At 49.7% G+C, this 308-nt stretch carries 1 protein-coding gene; it reads right to left on the bottom strand.

What is annotated here, in order from left to right:
- The coding region (locus AB4496_RS29745) for a hypothetical protein (protein ID WP_372133740.1) at window positions 1-308 on the bottom strand (308 nt) is incomplete at both ends.

Here is a 308-nt window from a genome sequence, read left to right as displayed (position 1 = left end):
GAGTTTACTTTCTCTTCGTAAGTACGGAAGTAACCTAACAGGTTTGGACGACCAAATTCGTTGTTGAATGCTGCGCCACCAAGAGGACCTTCAAGCATGATATCCAGAGCAGTAACGATACGGCTTGGCTTACCAAAGTCAGTTTCCCAAGGTTGAACGAAGTTCGGGATCTTAAGGTTAGATACAGAGAAAGCAACCAGGCCCGCTTTTGGCTTACCGCCAATACCAGTTGCGCCTTCATCGCGGATTTCACCGCCTGAACCTGTTGATGCACCCGGCCATGGAGAGATTGCCGTTGGGTGGTTGTG

The organism is Vibrio sp. 10N.222.46.A1, assembly GCF_041473595.1.
GTDB classification, from domain to species: domain Bacteria; phylum Pseudomonadota; class Gammaproteobacteria; order Enterobacterales; family Vibrionaceae; genus Vibrio; species Vibrio tasmaniensis_A.
The sequence above is the reverse complement of the archived record's forward strand: the minus strand, read 5'-3'. Positions and strand labels throughout refer to the sequence as shown.